Annotated in this window: 12 protein-coding genes; 6 read left to right on the top strand and 6 right to left on the bottom strand. The window is 49.8% G+C overall.

Features of this window, described 5'->3' with window-relative positions:
• Window positions 1-105 precede the first annotated feature (105 nt).
• Window positions 106-495 (top strand): DUF2799 domain-containing protein, encoded by a 390-nt coding sequence (locus BZG74_RS03120; protein ID WP_077771291.1) that lies wholly within the window; start codon window positions 106-108, stop codon window positions 493-495.
• 19 nt (window positions 496-514) lie between these two features.
• Here the strand turns inward: BZG74_RS03120 and btsR are convergent, their stop codons facing one another.
• Both btsR and BZG74_RS03130 read right to left on the bottom strand, forming a co-directional pair.
• Window positions 515-1,231: a two-component system response regulator BtsR gene (gene btsR, locus BZG74_RS03125; protein WP_077771292.1), complete on the bottom strand. Its 717-nt coding sequence runs from the start codon at window positions 1,229-1,231 to the stop codon at window positions 515-517.
• Entirely contained in the window at window positions 1,228-2,925 is a 1,698-nt protein-coding gene (locus BZG74_RS03130; RefSeq protein WP_077771375.1) for a sensor histidine kinase, read from the bottom strand. Before BZG74_RS03130 ends, btsR begins: the two co-directional genes overlap by 4 nt.
• A 180-nt stretch (window positions 2,926-3,105) precedes the next feature.
• Between BZG74_RS03130 and BZG74_RS03135 the strand changes: the two genes are divergently transcribed.
• From BZG74_RS03135 to BZG74_RS03145, 3 genes are all read left to right on the top strand, one after another.
• On the top strand, window positions 3,106-4,182 hold the full coding sequence (locus BZG74_RS03135) for a 3-deoxy-7-phosphoheptulonate synthase (protein ID WP_077771293.1): 1,077 nt from the start codon (window positions 3,106-3,108) through the stop codon (window positions 4,180-4,182).
• Between the two features lie 3 nt (window positions 4,183-4,185).
• Window positions 4,186-5,319 carry a bifunctional chorismate mutase/prephenate dehydrogenase gene (tyrA, locus tag BZG74_RS03140; RefSeq protein ID WP_077771294.1) on the top strand — a complete coding sequence of 378 codons (1,134 nt, stop codon included), beginning with the start codon at window positions 4,186-4,188 and terminating at the stop codon, window positions 5,317-5,319.
• Between the two features lie 219 nt (window positions 5,320-5,538).
• Window positions 5,539-7,233, top strand: a complete 1,695-nt coding sequence (locus BZG74_RS03145; RefSeq protein WP_077771295.1) for a KAP family P-loop NTPase fold protein — start codon at window positions 5,539-5,541, stop codon at window positions 7,231-7,233.
• Between the two features lie 99 nt (window positions 7,234-7,332).
• Here the strand turns inward: BZG74_RS03145 and pheA are convergent, their stop codons facing one another.
• The 4 genes from pheA to BZG74_RS03165 all read right to left on the bottom strand — a co-directional run bounded on the left by pheA (window position 7,333) and on the right by BZG74_RS03165 (window position 11,085).
• On the bottom strand, window positions 7,333-8,517 hold the full coding sequence (pheA, locus tag BZG74_RS03150; RefSeq protein ID WP_077771296.1) for a prephenate dehydratase: 1,185 nt from the start codon (window positions 8,515-8,517) through the stop codon (window positions 7,333-7,335).
• A 259-nt stretch (window positions 8,518-8,776) separates the two neighbouring features.
• The gene (gene hpf, locus BZG74_RS03155) at window positions 8,777-9,127 is read right to left on the bottom strand and encodes a ribosome hibernation-promoting factor, HPF/YfiA family (protein ID WP_046074133.1); all 351 of its coding nucleotides are present in this window, start codon (window positions 9,125-9,127) and stop codon (window positions 8,777-8,779) included.
• 394 nt (window positions 9,128-9,521) lie between these two features.
• Entirely contained in the window at window positions 9,522-10,553 is a 1,032-nt protein-coding gene (dapD, locus tag BZG74_RS03160; RefSeq protein WP_077771297.1) for a 2,3,4,5-tetrahydropyridine-2,6-dicarboxylate N-succinyltransferase, read from the bottom strand.
• A gap of 223 nt (window positions 10,554-10,776) precedes the next feature.
• Window positions 10,777-11,085 (bottom strand): YebG family protein, encoded by a 309-nt coding sequence (locus BZG74_RS03165; protein WP_077484446.1) that lies wholly within the window; start codon window positions 11,083-11,085, stop codon window positions 10,777-10,779.
• Window positions 11,086-11,168: 83 nt separating this feature from the next.
• Between BZG74_RS03165 and BZG74_RS03170 the strand changes: the two genes are divergently transcribed.
• Window positions 11,169-11,852 (top strand): DNA-3-methyladenine glycosylase I, encoded by a 684-nt coding sequence (locus tag BZG74_RS03170; protein WP_077771298.1) that lies wholly within the window; start codon window positions 11,169-11,171, stop codon window positions 11,850-11,852.
• 134 nt (window positions 11,853-11,986) lie between these two features.
• Window positions 11,987-15,367 (top strand): exodeoxyribonuclease V subunit gamma, encoded by a 3,381-nt coding sequence (gene recC / locus BZG74_RS03175; protein ID WP_077771299.1) that lies wholly within the window; start codon window positions 11,987-11,989, stop codon window positions 15,365-15,367.
• Window positions 15,368-15,854 lie beyond the last annotated feature (487 nt).

A 15,854-nucleotide genomic window follows, 5' to 3' on the forward strand; every position in this document is an offset into this window, starting at 1 on the left:
GATTGTTATCTAAATGATTGGTCTTACGGCAATATCTGCGCAAATACGCTAAGATCTAAGCCTCAGCTTTTGCTGGGGCTTTTTTACGTAGGGTGAGGGGTAAGCATGATAAAAACATTTTTTTCATTATGGGTTGTCGCATTGTTGGTCGGATGCGCCGCGTCGACCACCCAAGGCTTGGTCGATGAGCAGAACTGGTATGGACTTGGCGAGCAAGATGGACAGCGGGGGCTGCCTCAGCGCTCACTGAAAGATTTGCAGACTCTCGCCAGTCAAGCCGGTGAGCGCATGAACGCCAATTATCTCGATTATGAACAAGGCTATATTCAGGGTATAGATGCCTACTGCGATCCTACCCATGCTTACCAATTAGGGTTGGATGGCAACCCCTATATGGGTGTGTGTGAAAGTCGTCCTGGCTCTCAGCGCTTTAGAATGGAATGGCAGCGCGGCTATAACGACTTTCAAAACCAAGCCAATGGGCTTTTTTACTAGCGCACGGTAAGCGCGGGGGTTACTGGCATAGCCCGAGCTTATCTTTTAATGATTTGAGATAACGGCGGCTGACAGGCACCACATACGCAGATTGAGTGATCACTTCGGCAAGGCCATTGTCGAGCAGCTGGATTTCGCGGATAGCAGCAGGGTGTACCAAGTATTGCCGATGGCAGCGTATCAGTGGTGTTTTGTCTTCCAAAACCTTGAGTGATAGGTGCGTGGTAGACTCGCCTTTTACGGTGAGCAGTGCGACGCCACTTAAGGCAGTACGCGCCACCTCCACCTCCTGGTGCGGGATCAGAGTAATCCGGTTATGTCCGGCGCAAGGGAGTAAATCCAACGTGGGCGTGATCGCTTGGTAGTCGTGTTTCTGGCTCAGCTCGCGTGTGAGCTTTTCCAGTGATTTTTTCAACCTCTCAGTCTCAACGGGTTTGAGCAAATAGTCGAACGCATTCTCCTCGAACGCTTGCACCGCGTATTCATCATAAGCGGTGACAAAGACCACTTTAGGCATGGTGTCGGGGTCGAGCATCGCGAGAAGTTCTAATCCGGTCACGCGTGGCATCTGAATATCTAAAAACACCACATCGGGGCGGCTTTGGTTGATGGTTTTTAGTGCGTCGATAGCATTGTTGCACTGTCCAACCACCTCAACGCCGCCAAGCGCGAGTAGCTCATCTTCCAAGGCTTCTCGAGCGTGTAGCTCATCATCAACAATCAGTGCCTTTATCATGCCTGTCTCTCCTTGTTGGGCGTTTGATAAGTTAAGGGGAGGGTAACGGTTGCCCGCGTCCACACATCGGGCTGACAGGTCATTTTTAGCGCATATTGGCCACCAAACAGACCGCGTACGCGTTTATCGACGATCCGCATCCCGAGCCCTGAGTGCTGTGCCGCTGGTTGATAAAGCCCAGCATTGTCTTCCACTTGTAAATACAGGCATTCGCCTTCTTGCCAGCCACGGATCACAATTTTACCGTCTGCCATCAATTGGCTGATCCCATGTTTCACCGCGTTCTCAACCAAAGGTTGTAAGGTAAAACTTGGGATCACCGCGTGCAAGATAGCCGGATCAATCTGCTTCTCTACACTCATACGATCGGCAAAGCGGGCATGTTCGAGTTCTAAATACGCGTCAAGATGATTCAACTCTTGCTCAAGCGATACCGTCTCGCGATTTTGCTTGAGGTTACTGCGAAAGAAGGTGGATAAGTGCTGGATTAACTGACGAGCACGTTCCGGCTCACGTTTGACCACTGCACTAATGGTGTTTAAAGCATTGAACAAAAAGTGTGGATTCACTTGGGCGCGTAATAAGTTTAACTCAGCTTGGGTGAGCAAGCTTTGTTGACGCTGATAACGGCCCGTCAAAATCTGGTTGGAGAGCAATCGTGCGATCCCCTCACCCATGGTGACATTGATTGCTGAGAAGAGCTTACGTTTCGGCTCATAGAGTTTCACCGTGCCCAGCACGTAACCATCGCCCCCGCGTAGCGGGATCACCAAGACGGAGCCGAGCTTACAATAAGGCGACAATGAACAGCAGTAGGGCGTGTCGGCACCATCAATATAAATTAATTGATCATCGGCAATCGCCCGACGGGTGTAATCTGAGGCAATAGGTGTACCTGGCAGGTGGTGATCATCGCCAATACCAGTAAAGGCGAGGATCTTTTCTCGATCGGTAATTGCGACGGCCCCGACACCGGTCTCTTGCTGAATAATGGCGGCGACTTGTTCACTGCTTTGCTGATTAAAGCCACTACTTAAAATACCGACCGAACGTTCAGCAATTTTTAGCGCCTTACTGGAAAACGCCGCTGAATAGCGCTCGAACAGGGTTTTTCGGTCGACAATAATGCTCATAAACATCGCGGCGCCGATTGAGTTAGCGATCACCATGGGCGCCGCAATCGCACTGACCAACTCGTATGCACGGCTAAAGGGCTCTGCCACTGCGAGAATGATGGCCATTTGCACCAGCTCGGCGACAAAGGTCACCCCCAACACCACGGTAGGAGAAAACAAACGGCTGGTTTGGTTGCGGGACACTAAGTAGCGGTGCATTAAGCCACCAATCAAGCCTTCGGCCGTGGTAGAAATGGCGCAAGCGAGATCGGTAAAACCGCCTAAGCTATATCGATGCAAGCCACCGGTTAACCCAACCAAAAAACCCACGACCGGGCCGCCCAGTAAGCCGCCCATAACTGCGCCGATAGCACGGGTGTTGGCAATCGCGTCTTGGATGCTTAAACCAAAGTAGGTGCCGAGAATACAAAACCCAGAGAAGAGGAAGTAACAAACGACCTTATGCGACAGTCGCCCAGAGATGCTCAGCAGCGGCATAAACGCCGGCGTTTTACTCAGCAAATAGGCGATCACCAGATAAACGCTCATTTGCTGCAAGAGGGAAAGAACCAGGGCCATAACCAACCACACAAAAATCACGGATAGGTTATAGTAACGGTTGGCCGTTTAAGACTCTATGATAATCTTGTTTGTAAATTTTAGTTTACATAGTAAATTAAATAATACACTCCTTGTTGCTTTTAAAATAGAGCCTGGTATTGTCTGTGTAAAACCTAATGAACAAATTAAGGCAAGGCTATGCAGCAAGATTCGGTGACCAATGTCCATATCCGCGATGAGCAAGTTCTGCTCACGCCAGAAGCACTTCGCGCGCAATTTCCGATTGAAAAAAGCACCCGTGCGGCGATCAGCCAAGCACGCCAAACCGTGGCGGATATTATTCACAAACGCGATCATCGTTTACTCGTGGTGTGTGGCCCTTGCTCGATTCATGATGTGGAAGCAGCAAAAGATTACGCGCGTCGTCTGAAAGCCTTGTCGGATGAGCTGAGCGATCATTTGTTTATCGTAATGCGGGTGTACTTTGAAAAACCCCGCACCACCACAGGCTGGAAAGGCTTGATCAACGATCCTCATCTGGATGGCAGCTTTGATGTGGAGTCAGGCTTAAAACAAGCGCGTGGCCTGCTTACAGATTTAGCGCAAATGGGGATCCCGCTGGCCACTGAGGCGCTGGATCCTATCAGCCCACAATACATTGGCGATCTGTTTAGCTGGGCGGCGATTGGTGCGCGTACCACCGAGTCGCAAACCCATCGTGAAATGGCCAGTGGCCTATCGATGCCGATTGGCTTTAAAAATGGCACGGATGGCAATCTGGCCACCGCCACCAATGCGATGAAAGCCGCTGCGTCTGGGCACCGGTTTATGGGGATCAACCAAGCCGGACAAGTGGCGTTATTGAATACCCAAGGTAACCCGAACGGCCATGTGATCCTGCGCGGCGGTAAGCAAACTAACTACGACTCAGTCTCCGTCGCCGAATGTGAGCAGCAAATGGAGGCCGCGGGACTGAACCCGTCCCTGATGGTGGACTGCAGCCACGCTAACTCACGCAAAGATTACCGTCGCCAACCGCTGGTGGCGGAAGATGTGATCCATCAAATCAAACAAGGTAACCGCTCTGTGATTGGCTTGATGATTGAAAGTCACCTCAACGCTGGCAACCAATCAGCGGAACTACCGAAAGATGAGATGGCATACGGGGTGTCGATCACCGATGCTTGCATTGATTGGGCGTCTACCGAACAATTGCTGCGTCATGCTCACCAAGAGCTGGCAACCTCTCTTAAACAACGTATTCAACAGGGCTAAATCATGGTGGCAGAACTGAGCCGACTGCGCGATCAAATAGACGATGTCGATAAACAAATGGTGAGCCTGCTCGCGCGCCGTTTAGAGCTGGTAGCAGAAGTGGGAGAGGTAAAAAGCCAGCATGGATTGCCCATTTATGCACCGGACCGTGAGGCGGCGATGCTCGCGTCGCGTCGTCAAGAAGCCGAGTCGCAAGGCGTGCCACCGGACTTAATTGAAGATGTGCTGCGTCGCACCATGCGCGAGTCGTACAGCAGTGAAAACGACTCTGGCTTTAAGTGTCTAAACCCGGATTTACGCCAGATCGTCGTCATTGGCGGTAAAGGGCAGCTAGGTGGTTTGTTTGCGCGCTTGTTTGCGCTTTCTGGTTACCAAGTCACTGTGCTGGACAAAGACGATTGGGGGCATGCCGACGCCCTGCTGGCCAATGCAGGAATGGTGGTAGTGTCGGTACCCATTGACGTCACGGAAACGGTCATTAATAAACTGACTCAACTGCCAGACGATTGCTTATTAGTGGATCTCACCTCTGTCAAATCAGGTCCGCTACAAGCGATGTTAGCCGCGCATTCAGGGCCCGTGGTCGGGCTGCATCCGATGTTTGGTCCAGATGTGGCCAGCCTTGCCAAGCAGGTGATTGTTTATTGCGACGGCCGCCACCCTGAGGCGTACCAATGGCTGCTCGAGCAATTTCGTATTTGGGGCGCCGGGTTAAACCGGATCAGTGCCATTGAGCATGACGAAGGCATGACGCTGATCCAAGCGCTACGTCACTTTACGTCATTTGTTTACGGGGTCCATTTGGCAGAAGAAAATCCCAACCTCGATCAGCTTACCGCGCTAAGCTCACCGATTTATCGCTTAGAGCTTGCCATGGTGGGGCGTCTGTTCGCCCAAGATGCGGGTCTGTATGCGGATATTATTATGTCCTCGCCGCAAAATCTGGCGATGATCAAACGCTTTTACCAGCGCTTTGGCGAAGCGATTGACTTGCTTGAACAACACGACAAAGCCACCTTTGTCGATGCCTTCGCGCAAGTAGAAAACTGGTTTGGCGACTATGCCCCACGTTTTTTACAAGAAAGCCAAGGCCTGTTGCGACAAGCCAACGACGCGACCCACCGCACCGCGACTTAGCTTATGTAAACCACTCCGACAATAGATGAAAATCTATACCGAAACCAGCCGCTTGGCTGGTTTTTTATGCATTATCAATTTTTTTGTAAATATTTTTTGAGGTTTCAGATAATCTATCCAAGCCGCAAAAAACATGAATGCTTACCCTCTTATACAGATAACTTATTGCTATATAACCCAAAACCAACGAACATGGTATAGGAATGCTAGGAAGAAGTTATGAGTGACGATAAAGCAATGGATTGGAGCAAAGAAATAGATATTGATGGGAATGTTTTTCCTCCTGATACACTTAACCGCGAAAAATATGCTAGCTACTTGACGGGTCTTTTAAAGCAAAAAGGGTATGACCAAAAACGTGGTGATGAGGCTAAGCGAACTTATGTTCTTAATCTTAATTCCGAGTGGGGAAGTGGAAAAACATACTTCCTACGCCGCTGGCGTGAGAGCATTAAAAATCAACACCCGGTTGTATATGTGAACGCCTGGGAGCAGGACTACTCAGATGATCCTCTCATGACCGTTATCACCTCAATGATTGATCAGCTTCGAGAACAGGCAGGTAAAAGTGCACAAGATATTACCTTTAAAGCGCCAAGAAAACTGCTCGGTTTGCTCAAGGCGGCGACGCCAGCTATTGCGGGTGGCCTAGCCAAAAGGTATCTAGGAATTGATCCGGTAAAAATAATGGAGTCAAGCGAGGATGGGCAAATTGGAGAGCCCATAGATAATGAAAAGGGTGACCCAATCGATATGGGGATGGCAGCTTCAAAAATGGTTACACATCTACTAGATGAACATTCCGCGAAACTAGAAGCTATCGACAGCCTTAAAAAAGCAATATCACAATGGGTTGAAGCTGCAAAATCTTCATCACAACAAAGTACCGACAGAAAACAATTTCCAGCATTTGTTTTTATTGATGAACTTGATCGTTGCCGACCAAGTTATGCAGTTGAGATGTTAGAAACCATCAAGCATATTTTTAGTATCCCGGGCGTTGTGTTTGTTGTGGCAACAGACACAGAACAATTGCAGCATGCAGTAAAAGCAATATATGGTCAGGGCTTTGATGCTGGCGTTTACTTAGGGCGTTTTTTTGATGCTCGATATACACTAAAAGTAGCAGACTACGAGAAGTTGCTATCAGTGCATTGTGATATGAAAAGTATTTCTATGCAAACTCTTAGTGAGAATGGGATCACTGTTTGGCCTAAAGCCTCAATTGAAGGTGTTGGCTGTAATGTGGAAATTAAAAATATATCAAATATCCTCACAGGTTTTAATCTTTCTGCTCGAGAGGCTATTCAAGTAGTCGAGCGGTTAATCTCTATCGTGGCTAACTTAAGTGAGGGGGACTCGCTTAATATATACTATTTGACAATTTTACTTTGCTTGCATGAGAAGGAGTACAGCATATATAACCAGATGAGAGATTCATCGCTTTTGAGCGCTATTGAGGGCGATTGGAATAAGGTGGTTAGGAAGTATGATCTCGGCAATGTAAGGATAAATCTATTTATAGATCCTCAAGCCCTACTTGGAAAAACTCTTAGAGTTGAAGACATGCCAGGAAATTTTTTAAGCAGAACTAACCAATATCAGGATATCAATTATAACGTTGGGATAAGTGATTTCATTAAATTATGTCATCTGGTTGCACTTGACTACCGGGTAGGGGTTAATAGCAAAAAAGATATAATTAGGGATGGCGGTGGTAATAATGGTTATAATCTGACAGAAAGCCATTTATATGACTGGATAAAATATGGTTTTTACTATAATGAATTAGATGAAAGGTTTATTAAAAATGAAACGGAAATTAATGGTGATAAAGAGCGAGATTATCCATTAAATCTCTTATATGAAAGGTATAAAGATCTGGTGGAAATAAGCACTTATTTAGAAGGATAAGATATATTACTTTCATTACATTCGTAGCAGACTACTTAAAAACTACGCTCGAGCAAAAAGCCCACAATGTGGGCTTTTGGCGTTAATGGCTACTCGCGGTTAGTCGTTGCTGTCCGGCAGCGATACCTCGGTGGGAGAAATGGTCTCTGACGGGTAGCAGCCGAGCACTTTTAGATAACGGGTCAGGGTAGTGAGCTCGTCCAGTGCACTTTGCATCAGGTTGCTAGCCATATTGGCTTCAACATCGACATAGAACATTTCTTCCCACGGGTTGCCGAGCACGGGGCGAGATTCGAGCTTGGTCATATTGATACCACGCTCGCGCAATACCATTAAACACTCCACCAAGGAACCCGCTTGTTGCGACGTTGACATGATAAAGGTGGTCTTGGCAGGGGTCAGTGACGACACTTTAACCGGCTTGCGGGCCACCACAATAAAGCGGGTATGATTCTGCTGTTGGTTGGCTATCTCGCTCTTAATCGCGGTTAAACCGTAAAACTCACCACTGGCCGCATGGCCAATCGCGGCCACATTGGGTTGGTTTAAATCCGCCACTTGTTGCATGGCTTCAGCGGTGCTGGAGCAATAAATCTTCTTCACGTTACCCAAGGTATCTATGTATTCGCTGCATTGCTGGTGCGGCTGCGGGTGGGCATACAAGGTATCAATTTGGCTTGGGTCTTGGTCGCCGACAGTCAGCAGGCAGTGGTCGATAGGCAGCGTAAGCTCACCGACAATCGATAAACGCGTGTGCTGCAGCTGATCGTACACTTCATTGATTGAGCCAGAGCTGGTGTTTTCTACGGGTAAGATACCGTAATCGGCATGGCCGGTTTCTACCGTTTCTACCACCTTTTTAAAGCTGTCACAGGCCATCTCCACCAGTTCGGTTTGCTTGCGGCTAAAGTATTGACGCGCGGCAAGATAGGAATAAGAGCCTTGGTTACCCAAGAAAGAAACCCGTGCCACTGGACGCTGATTATCTGGGTTGGCCAGGTTTTGCAGATAGCGCTGCTGAATCAGTACCGAGTCTTCGATAATGGTGTGAAACAGGCTCAGCACATAGTGAGCATCGAGCTGGTGATCTTGCGCTTTGGTCACCAACTTTTCTAATAAGGCTTGCTCGCGCGCTTGATCACGAATCGGTTTTTGCACTGCGACTTTGTTTTTGGCGACATCTAGGCTTAAGCGACGGCGCTCAGCCAATAGCGTCAGCAGCTCTTGATCAAGCTGACTTATCCGTGTGCGTATCTCATCCAGTGGGCGTGGTGTGTCTGGCATAAATTATCCTTGTTCTAATACAAAAAAACCTCCCGGTTGGGAGGTTAGTGCGCCAGGCTGATTGGGCTTAGCACGCTTCCTCCCGCGTTGGCGAGATAAAAAAGAAGCGAAAAAAACGAGCGAGAATCAGCATTAGGCGTTGTGTTGTTATGTTTGCGTATGGATTAACCATATGGGGCGCAGGCAGGCGTGTCAAGGATCAAAAAGCCCCGCAAAGGCGGGGCTAACATGTTTAGCGATTTAGGTGTTGCACCGAGGGTTAGATTTCCTCATCGGCTGGATTTTCTTCCATCGCAACCGTCGCGGCTGATTTATCGTTACGGCGCGCTTCGCCTTTGTGTTGGACCTTATTCAGTTGCTTCTCGAGTTTTTGGCCCACCTCGTTAATCGCTTTATACATGTCGTCGCTTTCGGCAGAGGCAACCAGTGTTGAACCTGGTAGCCCAGCTTTGGCTTCTACTTTGAACTGGTGGTTTGGCTCCTTACTGATCACAGCATGAGGATTGATGAGTGCCACCTGCCACTTGGCCAGCTTTTCAAAGCGGCTTTCGATGCGCTCACGGATGGCGGGAGTGATTTCGATGTTTTTGCCTGCAATTTCCACTCTCATACTCTTTCCTCTTTGTTCCCCTGTATTAGGTTCATCTTCAGATTACCGCTTTTCATTATTGATAACGTGACTTAGCTCATGTTTAAAGGGGGGAAAGATATCGATAGGAGGATCTGTGAGCACCTGCGAATCCTGACATCGAAAAGGTCGGAAAAGCCTTGAACTCAATGCCAAAAATGCTACGTTGGGAGAGGTCACGAATGCTGATTCACCCGCCGGTCAGGGGCGCGTCGCGCCTGTGTTTTTCCCTACTTTTCTCTTGTGGTTAAAAATGTGCCACAAATTTGCTGGTGCTTTTTGGCGCATCGCGGTGACGCGATAGTGATTCAAGCAAAATGGGCATAAAAAAGGCGACCAAGTGGCCGCCTTTAAAAAACGCTAGAAGCGCGCTTAATTAGTTATTGGCGTGTAGCTCGTGGTTGAGCTCGACCGCTGTTTTGTTGGTGAGGCATTCAACCGCTCCCGTTTTGGAGTTGCGGCGTAGCAATAGATCGGATTTACCCGCTAAGTCACGCGCTTTGATGCTTTCTACAGCGTTGCCGTCGGCGTCGAGCATGGTGACTTTGGTGCCTGCGGTAACATACAACCCTGACTCGATAGTGCAACGATCGCCGAGTGGGAAGCCAAGACCGGCGTTGGCACCGAGTAGTGAATTCTCACCGATTGAGATCACAATCTGGCCGCCGCCACTCAGTGTACCCATAATCGATGCACCGCCGCCAATATCGCTACCTTGACCGACCATCACACCTGCTGAGATACGGCCTTCAATCATGCTCTTGCCTTCGGTGCCAGCATTAAAGTTGATAAAGCCTTCGTGCATCACTGTGGTGCCTTCACCCACATGGGCGCCCAAGCGAACGCGGGCGGTATCGGCAATACGCACACCGGCAGGTACCACGTAATCGGTCATTTTCGGGAATTTATCCACGCACTCAACGGTCAGCGTTTCGCCTTTCAAACGCGCTTCCATCTGACGCTCAGGCAACTCAGGCAAGTCGATCGGGCCTTGGTTGGTCCAAGCAATGTTGTGCAGCAGGCCAAAGAGCCCGTCTAGCACCACACCGTGCGGTTTGACTAAACGGTGCGAGATCAGCTGAAGCTTTAAAAAGCCTTCCGCCACCGATGCGGGTTTGCTGTCGTTTTCTAGAATAACCAGCACCAGCGGTTGGGTGGTTTGTTGAGCCTTGCTCGCAAAGTTAGCTGCCTGTTGAGCGCCAGCGGCAGCGAAGGCTTCACTGATTGCAGCGCAGGTTTCTGGTGCAATCGCTAGTACCTGATTACCTGCATCATAGCCGGTGAGTACACTTAGAGCACTCACCAGATCATCACTAGGGTTAAGCAGGGGCGCCGGAAAATAGGCTTCAATGATTTTACCGTCCTGGTTTTGAGTGGCGGTACCGAGTGCCAGAGCAAAGCTTGCCATTGGGGGAGATCTCCTTGTGTCGTTGGGCTTAAAACATCAAACACTTCATCTTAAAGACAAGCGGCGGTGGTTGGAAGCGCTTAACGGCGGGTGAAAGCAAAAACCGTTACAGGTCAGCGCACCGATTCATCTTGATGCATAAGCACCAGGAAACAAGCATAAAAAAAGCAAGCCAAATAGGCTTGCTCTTTCACGGATGTTAAAAGGGTCTGCAATCACAACATTATGCCGCGTCGGCGTCTTTGTCGTCACTATTTGTGTCCGCTTTGGTCTCGCTTTTAGCGGGCTTTTTCTTAGCCGCCTTGCGTTTGGCACCCAGCGCTTCGAGAACGGAGTCTTTGTGTTGAGCAAGGTATAGCGACAAGGCTTCACGCTTTTCTTCGTCGTCCACCAGTTCGCTCTCTCCAATCAGATCGAACATCGCATCCGCCATATCTAACATTTTGTCGTAGGCGTCGGCTTCGGCTTTGGAGGTAAATGTCATCTTTTCTTCTCCTTCGCGTTCGACCACGTACTTGACGATAACGGCCATAATTACCCTCTCTTCGTTGATTCACTGTCTTTTTATACAGTAGGATAAGGGGCATTGTCCACCGACCCTGCCATGATTGTGACATGAGAGAAAAATTTAGCACCATTTATCAACGTGCCGCTGAGCGTAAAGGTGGCCAACATGAGTTAGAACGCATGCTGGTGGCGCCGCTTGCGCGTCATGCCTTGTGTGAGATAGCGGATGATCGCTGGTTAGCCGCGTTTAGCCAGAAGGTGTTTCAATCGGGCATTAGTTGGCAGGTAGTGCGTAAAAAATGGCCCGGATTTGAAGAGGTGTTCTGGGGCTTTGATATTGAGAAAATGCTGCTGATGCCGCCGGAAATGTGGGAGGAAAAAGCCAACAACCCAGCGATTATCCGCCATTTAACCAAGGTGATGACCATTCCGCACAACGCGGAAATGATCCACCGCGTGCAGCAATCGCACGGCAGTTTTAGCCAGTTTATCGCCGATTGGCCCAGCGAAGATATTGTCGGTTTATGGCAGTATTTAAAAAAGCACGGTAAGCGTCTAGGCGGTAATACGGGTGCTTATACCTTGCGCCGAATGGGTAAGGACACCTTCTTGTTCACCCGCGATATCGAGCACTACCTGCGCGCGACTAAAATCGTTGATAGCGGCCGAGAGACCAAGCGGGCGATGCAAGCGGCGCAACAGGCATTTAATGAGTGGCAACAAGAGTCAGGCCGTTCACTGAACCACATCAGCCAGCTGATCGCATTCAGTGTGGGTGACAATCGCGTTTAATCGCGCAGCGATTTGCTGTGCTATCACACGGTTAGCAAGCCGTGTGCGAGGTCGCGGCGTATCGGTGGCGGTTTGCGCTTATCACGGCAATCGGCCACAATCGATGCCAGTTATCTTTCCCATGTGAGCGCCTTGTGTTTACTGTTTATCACTCAAATCAGCTCGATCTGTTGAAATCCTTGTTGGTCTCCCTGATCCAACAGCGACCGCTGTCTGACCCTTTTCAAAAAGAACTTATTCTGGTGCAAAGCCCCGGCATGGCGCAGTGGTTAAAAATGGCACTCGCCAACGAGCAGCAGATTGTCGCTAACGTCGAATTCCCGCTTCCCGCTACCTTTATCTGGCAGCTGTTTGTGCGGGTGTTGGATGGCGTGCCTGAGCGCAGTGATTTCAACAAAGAGGCGATGACATGGAAGCTGATGGATATCTTACCCAGCTGTCTGGATGCGCCAGAGTTCGCTGATTTAGCCGCGTATTTGGAAGATAGCCAGGATCAGCAGCGTGCTTACCAGCTGGCCGAAAAAGTGGCCGATATTTTCGACCAGTATTTGGTCTATCGCCCCGAGTGGGTGCTGGCATGGGAGCAAGAACAACCGGTGCCTGAGCTTGACGATGTGCAGCCTTGGCAGCAAAAACTGTGGCGCCGCTTATACGATCACACCTTGGCGCTGGGTCAATCGCCTTATCATCGCGCCAACTTGTATCAAGAGTTTATTGATACCTTAACCAGTCATCAGCACAAACCTGAGGGGCTGGCTGATATTGAGCGGGTCTTTGTGTTTGGCATATCCGCGCTCCCACCACGCTATCTGGATGCGTTGCAAGCACTGGGCGAGCATGTGGAGGTGCATTTTATGTTCACTAATCCATGCCGTTATTATTGGGGCGGTATTCGCGACAAGCGCTATCTGGCTAAACGTGCCGCATTGGCGCGGGATAAAATCAGCCGGATTGAAGACATCCCCGCCGAGAGCCAATTGGTACTGGGGCTTGATGAGCCCGAGCACGGTGAAGTAGGAAACAGCTTGCTGGCGTCGATGGGAAAACTGGGGCGCGATAACTTATTGCTGCTCTCGGAAATGGCTTGTAATGAGATTGATAGCGGCTTTGTTGAGGTCACTCGCGATAATCTGCTGCATCACATCCAAGCCGATATTTTGGATTTGAATGAGCCGGGCGATCCCAAGCAGGCTGAAACCAGTGCGGCGAAAACAGAGATCGAGCCAGATGATGCTTCGATCGCAATCCATGCCTGTCACAGCCCGATGCGCGAAGTCGAAGTGCTGCACGATCAGCTACTGGCGATGTTTGAGGCCAACCCATCACTGAGCCCCCGTGATGTGATTGTGATGGTGGCGGATATCAATGCCTACAGCCCCGCCATTCAAGCGGTGTTTGGTAATGCACCGAGTGAGCGTTTTATTCCCTTTTCCATCTCAGATCGCAGCGCCGATCAAGAAAGCCCGGTGTTAGCCGCCTTTTTGCGTCTGCTCACCCTGCCTGATAGTCGGTGTAGTGCGGCGGAGCTGTTGGAAATTCTTGAGGTGCCGGCGGTGTCGCGCCGTTTTGCCATCGACAGCCAACAGTTTGATCAGATTAAGCAGTGGGTGGAAGAAACCGGCATTCGCTGGGGGCTTGATACCCATACCGCGAGTCAATTTGCCTTGCCCGAGCAGTATCAGAATACCTGGCTATTTGGCCTTAAACGTATGTTACTCGGCTACGCGATGCCGAGTGAGGCTGGATTGTTTGCAGACACCGTGCCTTATGATGAAGTCCAAGGGCTTAATGCGGAGCTGGCGGGGCGTTTAGGACTGTTTATCGACACCTTAATTGACTACCAGCAGCAGTTGGCGATTGAGTGCGATGGCAAGGCCTGGGTGGCGCGATTGACCCAAATGCTGGATGATTGCTTCGCCATTGAAGGGGATGAAGAGTTAGCGGTCAAATTGATCCGTACCCAGTTAGACAGCTGGCTGACACAGCTTAGCGATGCCGCCTTTGCCCATACGCTAAGTTTGCCCGTGGTGCGCGATTACTTTAATGGTCGCCTCAATAACGAACGAGTCAGCCAGCGCTTTTTGGCCGGCCAGGTCAACTTTTGTACCTTGATGCCGATGCGCTCCATTCCCTTTGATGTGGTGTGTCTGCTTGGGATGAATGATGGCGTGTACCCGCGCACCGTGCCCAGTGTCGGCTTTGATTTGATGGTCGGTCGCACGCGGGCAGGGGATCGCTCGCGCCGCGACGATGACCGTTACCTGTTTTTAGAAGCGCTGCAGTCAGCACAGCAGCGTTTGTATATCAGTTATGTCGGTCGCTCAGTGCAAGACAACAGCTTAAAAGTCCCATCGGTACTGGTCACCGAGTTGCTTGAATATTGTACTCAAGGCTACTGTTTGGCCGGTGACCGTGACTTACCCGAAGTCCAGTCACGTCAGCGGCTGGAAGAGACGCTTATCCAGACGCATCCACTGACTCCCTTTAGCCCACAGGCGTTTGCTCATGATGGTAGCTACGCGCAAGAGTGGCTACCGGCTGCTCAAGGACAAGGGACACAACTGCCGGCATTTATTGGCGATGCGTTAAACCCTGATCCGGACAGCCACCAGGATCCTGTGATTGAGTTAGCTGAGTTGCAGCGCTTTTGGCGGTTGCCCGTGCGCTATTTTTTCCAACGCCGCTTAAAAGTCTTCTTTGAGCAGTTAGAAGCGCCGCTAGAAGAATTCGAACCCTTTAGTTTAGATACCTTGCACCGCTTTCAGCTGCGTGATCAGCTGTTAGCACACTTTATTGAAACCGATGACAGCTCCCAAAGTGTGCAGAACTTTATGGCCCGACAGCGTGGGCAGGGCAAGTTGCCTTTGGCGTACTTTGGCGAACTGACCTTGGATACGCAAGTCACGGTGATCCGTGATATGTACCAACGTTTAACGCCTTTACTCGCCGCGCCGCGCCCCGATCTTGAGCTTAATCTGACCCTTCCCACTGCGTTGGGTGAGGTGCAATTGCAAGGTTGGCTCAATCGGCGTTATCAAGACAGCTTGGTCCGCTTTCATTGCGGTGATCTGACCGTGCGTCATCAGCTTGCGGTATGGATCGATCATTTATGCCAATGCGCGATGGGCGAAGCCGTGTCGAGTACGCTGGTTGGGGTGAAAGAAACCATCGAGTTTTCCCCACTCAGCAAAGATGACGCGCTTGCACACTTACAAGCCTTGGTTGAAGACTATCAACATGGCCTGAATCAGCCGCTTACCTATCTGCCAAGCTCTGTCGGGGCCGGGATAAAAGCCCGAGATGGCAAAAAAGGCTTTGATAACAGTGAAACCGGCCAAGATAGAGCACTAAAAGCGATACGCGATACGTTTGTGGGGGGCTTTAATCCTGGCGAAGGGCTAGATCCTTACGTTTACCGTGTTTGGCCTCAATGGCGAGAGAGCCTCGGCCAAGCGCTGTTAGCAACAGGCGATCGCCACTTAATGCCGATGCTAGCGCAGCGACAAAAACACTAGCACCCAGAGAGGCCCGCCTCGTAGGAGTGGCGCGGCCTCTGTCTCCACACTCTCCATACTTCCCCCTGTTAGCCAAGTTGATACTGGGCTCGCTATTGTCCTTCGGTTGCCTTTCAAAGCATGACTGGTGCCAAGCTATTTTGCATTCTCATTTCCCAGTGTTGAATAACTAGTCATTTTTTCGCGTTGTGTAACATAAACCAGTGGGCGAGAGGTTCGTCGGTTTTTCTGCTTTTAGAGTGACAATTGTTACCAATTTGTTGGTTAAAGATTGCGCTAACCGCATCTCGTTAGTGGTCAATCTGTTTGGGGTCTAAATATTTTTTAAACGATCATTTGACTGGTTATTTCAAGATAAAGATGTATGTAAATCATGATCTTGCTGTTTTTTAATTTGTTAGTGGGCGTATTAAATGTGTGGTTTTGTGGGCTGTTTGTGATGTTTTTTATTTGAACGTGTAATTAACTTAACGCACAATGTCATCGA

It is taken from the genome of Salinivibrio sharmensis, from assembly GCF_001995985.1.
GTDB classification, from domain to species: Bacteria; Pseudomonadota; Gammaproteobacteria; order Enterobacterales; family Vibrionaceae; genus Salinivibrio; species Salinivibrio sharmensis.

What these genes read in the sequence shown, in the direction of transcription:
- pheA (WP_077771296.1), bottom strand. Translation starts at nt 8,517, where the DNA reads ATGCCAGACACACCACGCCCACTGGATGAGATACGCACACGGATAAGT.
- BZG74_RS03165 (WP_077484446.1), bottom strand. Translation starts at nt 11,085, where the DNA reads ATGGCCGTTATCGTCAAGTACGTGGTCGAACGCGAAGGAGAAGAAAAG.
- BZG74_RS03170 (WP_077771298.1), top strand. Translation starts at nt 11,169, where the DNA reads ATGAGAGAAAAATTTAGCACCATTTATCAACGTGCCGCTGAGCGTAAA.
- BZG74_RS03135 (WP_077771293.1), top strand. Translation starts at nt 3,106, where the DNA reads ATGCAGCAAGATTCGGTGACCAATGTCCATATCCGCGATGAGCAAGTT.
- tyrA (WP_077771294.1), top strand. Translation starts at nt 4,186, where the DNA reads ATGGTGGCAGAACTGAGCCGACTGCGCGATCAAATAGACGATGTCGAT.
- BZG74_RS03130 (WP_077771375.1), bottom strand. Translation starts at nt 2,925, where the DNA reads ATGGCCCTGGTTCTTTCCCTCTTGCAGCAAATGAGCGTTTATCTGGTG.
- dapD (WP_077771297.1), bottom strand. Translation starts at nt 10,553, where the DNA reads ATGGCAAGCTTTGCTCTGGCACTCGGTACCGCCACTCAAAACCAGGAC.
- btsR (WP_077771292.1), bottom strand. Translation starts at nt 1,231, where the DNA reads ATGATAAAGGCACTGATTGTTGATGATGAGCTACACGCTCGAGAAGCC.
- BZG74_RS03120 (WP_077771291.1), top strand. Translation starts at nt 106, where the DNA reads ATGATAAAAACATTTTTTTCATTATGGGTTGTCGCATTGTTGGTCGGA.
- hpf (WP_046074133.1), bottom strand. Translation starts at nt 9,127, where the DNA reads ATGAGAGTGGAAATTGCAGGCAAAAACATCGAAATCACTCCCGCCATC.
- BZG74_RS03145 (WP_077771295.1), top strand. Translation starts at nt 5,539, where the DNA reads ATGAGTGACGATAAAGCAATGGATTGGAGCAAAGAAATAGATATTGAT.